This window comes from Streptomyces sp. NPDC001156 (genome assembly GCF_053598275.1).
This window is the reverse complement of the sequence record NZ_JBSFJX010000294.1, coordinates 1-8050: the sequence shown is the minus strand read 5'-3', so window position 1 is coordinate 8050 and position 8050 is coordinate 1. Positions and strand designations below refer to the sequence as shown.

Annotated in this window: 9 protein-coding genes and 2 pseudogenes; 4 read left to right on the top strand and 7 right to left on the bottom strand. The window is 67.6% G+C overall.

All coding sequences use genetic code 11. From position 1 onward, the window contains the following. The 3 genes and pseudogenes from ACWDA7_RS47960 to ACWDA7_RS47950 all read right to left on the bottom strand — a co-directional run. The coding region (locus tag ACWDA7_RS47960) for a transposase domain-containing protein (protein WP_450613880.1) at positions 1-383 on the bottom strand (383 nt) is incomplete at its 3' end. Positions 384-531: 148 nt separating this feature from the next. Then, complete coding sequence (locus ACWDA7_RS47955; protein WP_450613879.1) at positions 532-996, bottom strand: group II intron maturase-specific domain-containing protein; 465 nt, start codon at positions 994-996, stop codon at positions 532-534. Continuing rightward, positions 995-1138: pseudogene (locus tag ACWDA7_RS47950) on the bottom strand (class I SAM-dependent methyltransferase); the annotation flags it as partial. The pseudogene ACWDA7_RS47950 and the gene ACWDA7_RS47955, both read right to left, overlap by 2 nt. 43 nt (positions 1139-1181) lie before the next feature. Here ACWDA7_RS47950 and ACWDA7_RS47945 point away from each other — a divergent pair. Further along, positions 1182-1322 carry a hypothetical protein gene (locus ACWDA7_RS47945; RefSeq protein ID WP_450613877.1) on the top strand — a complete coding sequence of 47 codons (141 nt, stop codon included), beginning with the start codon at positions 1182-1184 and terminating at the stop codon, positions 1320-1322. A gap of 106 nt (positions 1323-1428) precedes the next feature. Here the strand turns inward: ACWDA7_RS47945 and ACWDA7_RS47940 are convergent, their stop codons facing one another. The 3 genes from ACWDA7_RS47940 to ACWDA7_RS47930 all read right to left on the bottom strand — a co-directional run bounded on the left by ACWDA7_RS47940 (position 1429) and on the right by ACWDA7_RS47930 (position 4660). Continuing rightward, positions 1429-2517 (bottom strand): hypothetical protein, encoded by a 1089-nt coding sequence (locus ACWDA7_RS47940; RefSeq protein WP_450613875.1) that lies wholly within the window; start codon positions 2515-2517, stop codon positions 1429-1431. Between the two features lie 838 nt (positions 2518-3355). Beyond that, positions 3356-4282, bottom strand: a complete 927-nt coding sequence (locus ACWDA7_RS47935; RefSeq protein ID WP_450613873.1) for a phosphorothioated DNA-binding restriction endonuclease — start codon at positions 4280-4282, stop codon at positions 3356-3358. Between the two features lie 168 nt (positions 4283-4450). Beyond that, positions 4451-4660 carry a hypothetical protein gene (locus ACWDA7_RS47930; protein ID WP_450613872.1) on the bottom strand — a complete coding sequence of 70 codons (210 nt, stop codon included), beginning with the start codon at positions 4658-4660 and terminating at the stop codon, positions 4451-4453. Between the two features lie 273 nt (positions 4661-4933). Between ACWDA7_RS47930 and ACWDA7_RS47925 the strand changes: the two genes are divergently transcribed. Both ACWDA7_RS47925 and ACWDA7_RS47920 read left to right on the top strand, forming a co-directional pair. Further along, positions 4934-6802, top strand: coding sequence for a glycoside hydrolase family 3 protein (locus ACWDA7_RS47925; RefSeq protein ID WP_450613870.1), 1869 nt, complete (start codon positions 4934-4936; stop codon positions 6800-6802). Between the two features lie 154 nt (positions 6803-6956). Then, positions 6957-7322 (top strand): transposase, encoded by a 366-nt coding sequence (locus ACWDA7_RS47920; RefSeq protein ID WP_450613868.1) that lies wholly within the window; start codon positions 6957-6959, stop codon positions 7320-7322. Positions 7323-7389: 67 nt separating this feature from the next. Here the strand turns inward: ACWDA7_RS47920 and ACWDA7_RS47915 are convergent. Then, positions 7390-7524 (bottom strand): annotated as a pseudogene (locus tag ACWDA7_RS47915) (IS630 family transposase); the annotation flags it as partial. Positions 7525-7573: 49 nt separating this feature from the next. Here ACWDA7_RS47915 and ACWDA7_RS47910 point away from each other — a divergent pair. Then, positions 7574-8050, top strand: a 477-nt coding sequence (locus ACWDA7_RS47910) for a sigma-70 family RNA polymerase sigma factor (protein WP_450613866.1), incomplete at its 3' end; no start/stop codon positions are given.

Genomic DNA, 8050 nt, shown 5'->3' with positions numbered 1-8050 from the left:
TTCTTGCAGCTCGGACGGCCGAAGGCTTCCGCGTTCGCGTCTGAGTCGGCGAGGTCCAGGCTGGTGCCGTCCCACGCGACCAGCAGCAGCCCGAATGCATGCGACCCCGCTGTGCTGACCGATGGCCATGACCCGGACAGGCGCCGGAACAGCAGCTCGAACGGGGCAGCCCCCAGCCGACGACGCATCTTGGTCAGTGCCGTCGACGACGGCGGGCGCCACCCCACGGCCTCGAGCCGGTTCCGGCACCCGGCCACCAGCGTGGCGATCACGCTCCCGTAGCTCAAGTCACTGAACAGGCATAACCCGAACACGAAGTAGACGCCCAACCGCGAGGGCAGTACCCGGAACCGGCGCTGCGAGCGGCCGGTGGCCTCCAGCACCTCATCGACCAAGCCGGGCGGGACCTGTTGAGCCAGCACTCCACCTCCGACACCGGTCAACAACCGTCCCACGCTGGAAGACCAGCCCGTACCCATGGCACCATGACCCGACAAGGAAGCTCCTCGCCCACCTGGTTGATCTCGACAATCACCAGTCGTAGACGAGGAGCTTCCGTGCGTCCGGCAGAGCGCACGACTGCCACCCAAACCGTGACCAACACGGAAAGTGACCTTCTAAAGTTCCTGGCATTGGGAGTCTCACCTCTCGGCCCTCACAGATCCGTACGTGACGATCTCTCGTCATACTGCTCTTGTCGTTCTGGTCACCAGACGCGGGGACATGGGTGGTCCAGGCCCAGTGCGCGAAGAACTTCGGCCGCCTTGCGGCGGCTTGCGTCCACGCGGTCTGGGCCTTCTTCCGTCCCCGCAGCCGTTGGAACTTCTTGCGCATCCACCGCATCAAGTAGGCATTGACGCGTTCCAGGAGGGGATACAGAGCCGAAGCGTAGAAGGCTCCGAAGTACTGCATCCAGCCCCGAACGATGGGGTTGATCCACAATGCGAGGTCCGCCTCGGACAGGCTGGTGCGATGGTGCAGCCGCCAGGACCGCACCTGGTCCGAGGCGGCGCAGCAACTGGGAGGCCATTGCGGGGCCGGGCTCGACCGCGATGACGTGGGCACCGCGGGCGTGGAGGAGGGCGGTCGCCAGTCCCGTGCCGGCGCCGATGTCCGCGACGCGGGCGCCCTTAAGGGGTGGTCGGCGAGTCGAAGGCGTGGACGATGCTCTCGATGATGGCGTGGACTCCGCTCCAGTCGGCATCGCCGCTCTGCTGTCCCTGAAGGGCCGCGTTGACCTTCTTCCGGAAGGCCTTCTGCACCAGCCTCTCGTGGACGGCGAGACCGCGCTGTCCGTCGTGGACCTCCTGGAACCCGTCTGAGCGCTCTGGACTCGCGGCTCGCGGATGCCGCGACTCGAGGTCGTCGCCGTGACCCGTGCAGACGTAGTTCGTTGGTCCTGGTGGTGCGCCTGCTCCATCCCCCTCCCTACGGACGTCGCGCCCGCTCGAGCGGCCCCGCGACCTTGCAGGCGGGGCCGCGCAGGTCCGGCGGCTCCAGCTTCGCTGCACGGGTGCGTTGCAGCCACAACGCGGACGCCAGACCCTGGACCTCCACAACGGAAAAGCCGGGCAACGGATCGGTGATCTCCCGTGCGCCACGCCCCAGTTCCCTGAGGGCTGTGCCCATCCGCCGCAGCAGTTCCGCCTCCCCGAAGGTCTTGACCGACTCCTCAGGGTCCTTGGGTTTGAGCGGCATGCCGATGTCGGCCACGCCCCATACGTCACGCCCGGCTCCGACGAAGCATTCCGGTTGGTCGTAGGGTAGTTCCCGCCACGCCTGTCCGCTGCCGATCCGCGCCATCCGGCGCCCGGCCGTAGCCACCCAAGGCAGGCGGTCGTTCGCAATACCTTCCCTGGCGATCCGGGACAGCGCTGCTCGCGCCGTGAGCCGGTCGCCCATGCGAACCAGTGTCGCTGCGACCAGCAGGGCGAACGGCAGCACGAGCAGCCCAACGCGCAGGGGAACCGCCTCGCCGCCTACCGGCTCGTACGGCACTACGGCGAGCAGCCACGGCACGGACAGAACGAGATACGCCGCGCGGGGTGAGGGCGCCAGCTTTGACGTCTTCCGTTTGCGAGACGCCCGCAGCGCGGCCCACCACATCAGGAGAGCCAGCACGACGATCCCGCCCCACACGACGGCGGCCCAAGGAACCGCGTACGCCACAGCAGCGGCCAAAACCAGCACCAACACTCGCCGCAACCACCGCCGCCGTCGCGCGCGCAGACTGTGCGCGACCACAGGCAGGAGGTCGAATCCGTACGAAGGGACGGGCAGCGGGGGTCCGTGCAGGACGTGATCCACAACCCACTGCGCCATAGGCTCGCCCAGGGGCGGGCAGTCGTCGCTTCCCTCCAGGTAGATGCGTCTGCGGGTGCTGCGCCGGGGCTTGTCCGGCTTCTTGTCCTTGCCCCGGATCTTGCGCCACCACGCCTTGACGGCTTGGACCTGGTCGGGACGCGCATAGACGGCTTGGCACAGCAGCCGGGTCACCTCCGACGAAGTCGGCTCCACTTCACCAGCGCGGCCGTCGTCAGAGGCAGCAGGGCCGGTCTGAACCGGCACGGCCGGCCCTTCGACCATCCCCTCCGCAGCATGTTCTCGAACACGCAGCCCCCGGCCGAAGCCCATCCCCGCCCCCCGTTCGCAGACACGGCGGGCATCCTCACGGTGAACTCGCAGAACCACCAGAGCACAAACGCGACAATGCGCTCAACAGTCCGAGTAACGCAAGGTTTGGCCGAATATCGCCCCCAGCCAGGGGTTCACGGAGGACATCTCAGCGAGCGCCCCATGCGACGCCGAGTATTGCTGGCCTCTACCGACTCCAACCCGCTGGGTACGGCTTCAGATCCCCTCCTTGCGGTTCCTCAGGCAGTTCTGCCAATGGGTCCGCGGCCTGTATGTTTTCGCGAGCCCCGGCCGGCCATCGTCTGCCGCCGCGGCGGCAAAAAGCTTCGCCTACCCACGACTGGGAGTCACCGAAGGTCCGAACTCCATGCACCCGACCGCGGAGGATGGCGCCTTCAGCAGGCCGATGCTGGCCTAGCCGCCTGGCACTCGACCCAATCGCCGCCACCGATACGGGCCGCGTCGCCCATGCCAACTCGGACTCGTTCGCCGCTCGTCTCGGGCTTGACTTGCCCGTCTCCGGCAATCACTCCCAACCACAGCAGGATTTAGCCAGCGCAACCCCTGGTGACTTTCTGGTCAACACCGTCGTCGTCTACCTAGAGTCCATGGCCAGCCCCGGCCCCCTCATCGCCACTTCCGCGCAGTCCCCCACACCGACAGCTGCCGGGTATGACCGTCCCGCAGACACCACCCCGCCCAGCAAGCGCAGCCACCGGTTCTATGCAGCCTGCGCGGCAGGGCGTTTGAAGACCTGCTGGTGGTGCCAGTGGATGTAGTGCGCGTCGATGGCCGAGTGGCCGGGCCGGGGCGTCGCAACACGTTTGCCGTGCAGGGCGTCGATGGTCTGTCCGGCCGTGCTGCGGGCTACGTACCAGCGGGAGACTTGGATCCGCAGGTCCGGCCCGAGTCCCAGCACGCCGAGGTCGAAGAGCGTGTGGTGCAGGGAGCACAGCGCCAGCCCGTTGCTCACCTCGTCCGGGCCGTCTTGGCTACGCCAGCGCACATGGGCAGCCTCCAAGCCGACCGGGTTGCGGCCGATGGCGCCGTCGAATCCGCAAAAGGCGCATGCGTAGGCGTAGGCGTGCAGGACGTCCTCTGCGAAACCCGGCCGCCGTGCTCGATGCTGTCTTGGCCCCGGGACAGAGATCGCGTGCGTATCCCAGCGGGCCGGTTCGAGGCCAACGGCGTCACAGATGGGTGCTTGAAGAGCCGGGGTGAAGTGCTGCTGGAGCAGGAGCCCGGCAGCCACCGCCACGGTGCCCGGGTCGACGAGCAGCCTCTCCACTTCGGGGCGCATCCGGCCATGGGCGCCCTGGGCGCGCAGCCACCCTCCCCGATCCGGATCGGTCGGAGGTATCGGCCGGCCGACGCTGTCACGCAGATCCCACAGGGTGCGTTCCAGGTGCACGAAGGGCATCGCGGCACGCTGCATGGCCTGTGACGGGTTGGTCACCGCCGGACCGAAGTCGTTGATCAGCCTACTGACGGGGCCCTCGACTTCGTCATAGGTGACCGCGGTACTCCCCGAGGTGACGAACCAGCCCAGCAGCCACAGCACCAGCAACGGCTTGTGCGGCGCGCGATGCGCGCCGATCCGCGCCTGCCGCAGGCCGGCCAGCGTGCTCATCAGTTCGTCCCGTCCCATCACGACGCCCACCTTGCCATGATCCGCGGGGAGGCGTGCCGTCGGTGCAGGCGGGCTGCAGCCGCCAACGCCTTTGCGGCCCGGCTGAGCAGTCGACGCTCCGCCAGGCCGCGCGGCCGCCGTGGGCCTGGCGCACGTTGCGGCGTGATCGACCGGGGATGTGATCGATTATCCGAGGGCATCCAAGAGCGGGTCGAGTGCCGCTTCTTCGTGGAGGCCGGTGACGGTCACGAAGATGCCGAGCACGACGGTGGCGAACGGCAGGGCCAAGCGCTCCTCAATCACCGCCTGGAAGGCGGCGAACTGTTCGTACTCGTCGCAGGCATCGACGATCGCCTCATCGACCCTGGCGTCGAGTGCGGCGGAGAACAGCCTCATCGCCTCTTCCGTCCTTGCCCGCGTCCGAGAAGGCCCGCAAGCGCCACGTACCACTGACCCACGGCAAGCTGCAGGCACTCGCCCGACTCGGACTCGACCGGGCAGCCTGGTGGCGCTCGTTGGTCAAGCTCTGGGAAGTGGGAAGGGGCAAAAGGACTCTTCCCGCGAGGACGCGGCGCGTCGAAGTCATTGACGCGCGCATGCCCGCGAGCGACAACGTCTATACGAGTTGTGAACATTCCCTGACGTCTTCCCGGGACGGAGACCAGCAAGGTGACACTTCCCGCCCTACGGGGAGCCGGCCGGACGCCACACCGCCGTGCTCTCCTGCTCAGCGCACTGCTCGTCCTCATCGCCGGCCTGCTCGCGACCGCGCCCACGACACCCGCCGCGCACGCCGCTGCGGGCTGCACATCCACCGCGGACTGCCTGTCCAAGATGACGCTGGCTGAGAAGGCCGGTCAGATGACCCAGGCCGCCAACTCTTACATCAGCAACAAGCAGGACATCGCCACGTACGGCCTCGGCTCGGTGCTCAGCGGCGGAGGCGGCGGCCCCGGCGGCGCGGGCGGCACCGCCACCCAGTGGGCCGACATGGTCGACAGCTATCAGAGCTACGCCCTCAGCAGCCGGCTCGGGATACCACTGCTGTACGGCGTGGACGCCGTCCACGGCCACAACAACGTACAGGGCGCCACCCTGTTCCCCCACCACATCGGCATGGGAGCCACCCGCGACGCGGCGCTCGTCCAGCGCGTGGAGGACATCACCCGCCAGGAAGTCCTGGGTACCGGGATCCGCTGGTCCTTCGCACCCTGCGTGTGCGTCGCCCGCGACGACCGCTGGGGCCGCACGTACGAGAGTTACGGTGAGGACCCATCGGTCGTCTCGCCGCTCGCCTCGGCGGCGGTCAAGGGTTTCCAGGGCAGTTCGATCGGCTCAACCTCGGTCCTGGCCACGGCCAAGCACTACATCGGCGACGGCGGCACCACGTACGGCACCGGCAGCAGCGGCTACCTCATCGACCAGGGCGACACGCAGATCAGCGAGAGCGAGCTGCGCGCCGTCCACCTGCCGCCCTACCAGTCGGCGATCACGGCGGGCGTGGGGTCGGTCATGGTGTCGTACAGCAGTTGGAACGGCACCAAGATGCACGGCGACAAGTACCTGATCACCGACGTCCTCAAGACCGAACTCGGCTTCACGGGCTTCGTGGTCAGCGACTGGGCGGGCATCAAGCAGCTCCCTGACGCCACGTACGCCGATCAGGTCGCGCACGCCGTCAACGCCGGCCTCGACATGATCATGGTGCCGGACGACTACGTGGGCACCATCAACGCCATCGTCACCGACGTGAACACCGGCAAGATCCCGCAGTCGCGGGTCGACGACGCGGTGACCCGTATTCTCAACGCCAAGTTCGCGCTCGACCTGTTCAACCACCCATACACCGACCGCAGTTACACTTCGCAGGTCGGCTCGCAAGCGCACCGGGACGTCGCCCGGCAGGCGGTCCGCGAGTCACTGACCCTACTCAAGAACGACAACAGCGCGCTGCCGCTGCCGAAGACCGGCACGTACAAGATCGTGGTGGGCGGGAAGTCGGCCGACGACCTCGGCAACCAGACCGGCGGCTGGTCGATCAGCTGGCAGGGCTCCAGCGGCACCCACACCACGGGCACCACCTTCTGGCAGGCGCTCCAGCAAACCACCGCCGGCACCGGCATCACCCTGCAGAACGTCGGCACCCGCACCAAGGGCAACTACAGCGCGGATGTCGGCATCTGGGTGGGCGGCGAGACCCCGTACGCGGAAGGCAAGGGCGACTCCTCCACGCTCGCCTTCGGCAACGACAACTCCACCCAGCTCAGCGACATCTGCTCACGCGTCAAGACCTGCATCGCGATCCTCTACTCCGGACGCCCACTGATCATCGGCAACCAACTTCCCAAGGCCCAGGCGTTCATCGCGGCCTGGCTGCCCGGCACGGAAGGCGCAGGAGTCACCGACGCCCTCTTCGGCGCGGGCTTCTCCGGCAAACTCCCCGTCACCTGGCCCACGGCCGTCACCAACGAGCCCATCAACAGCGGCGACGGCAAAACGCCCCTCTTCCCCCTCGGCTACGGCATCACGCCCTACTGACCCCGCCGGCCGCTCCGCACCGACGGCCCGAGACCGCCCCGAGGCCCACCCGCCCCACGCAGCCGGTGGCCCTCGGGCTGTCCGGGCCGACCTGGAAAGAAAACACGCCGGTCTCAGTCTCGACCGCCACACGAGAACGGCAGCTGCCCTGGAGATGGCGATCTGGCAGCGCGACCGCGAGCAACAACCCATCCAGCCAGGCGAGTTGATTCACCACTCGGATGCCGGGTCGCAGTACACGTCGTTCAGGCTCGCCGAGCATCTGGACGCCGCCGGCATAGCCGCGTCCATCGGCTCGGTCGGCGACGCCTACGACGACGCCCTGATGGAATCGGCGATCGGCCTGTACAAAACCGAGTTGATCAAACCCCAGCGGCCCTGGAAGACGCTCGCCCATGTCGAGCTGTCCACCGCACTCTTTGAGTACCTGGAGATCTTCCACAACCGACAACGCAGGCACTCCGCTCTGGGCATGCTCAGCCCAGTGGAGTACGAACTGCGTGCAGAACCTGTAGCGTGAAATCAGGTATCCCGACTCCGTGTAACTCGGGGCAGGTCGAGATCTCTACCGAACCCGGGGCGGTTCAGATGTCGCGTTCCAGGGCCTGGACATTCTTGTGGACGCCTCGCCGTATCTGTTTGCCGGTCAGCAGCGTGAACCATCGCTCAACCTGGTTGAGCCAGGAGGAGCTGGTAGGGGTGAAGTGCACATGGAAGCGGGGTGCGCGGTCAGCCATCGCTTGGCCTGCCGCGGCACTAGGATCAGGGCCCATGCCCCTGACCGTGAACGACGTCGACCGATTTGAGGCCTCCAGGCCCCGCCTGGAGGCCATCGCCTACCGCGTCCTCGGCTCCGCGAGCGAGGCCGAGGACGCCGTGCAGGAGACGTTCCTGCGCTGGCAGGCCGCCGACGTCGACCGCATCGAGGTGCCCGAGGCCTGGCTGACGAAGGTCCTCACCAACCTGTGCCTCAACCAGCTCACCTCGGCCCGTGCCCGGCGCGAGACCTATGTGGGCCAATGGCTCCCCGAGCCGCTACTCGCCGGGGACCCGATGCTCGGTCCGGCCGACACCGCCGAGCAGCGTGACTCGGTCTCGTACGCGGTCCTCACTCTCATGGAGCGCCTCTCACCCAACGAGAGGGCGGTGTATATGCTGCGGGAGGCCTTCGACTACCCGCACCGTGAGATCGCCGAGATCCTCGACATCACCGAGGCCGCCAGCCAGCAGATCTTCCACCGCGCCAAG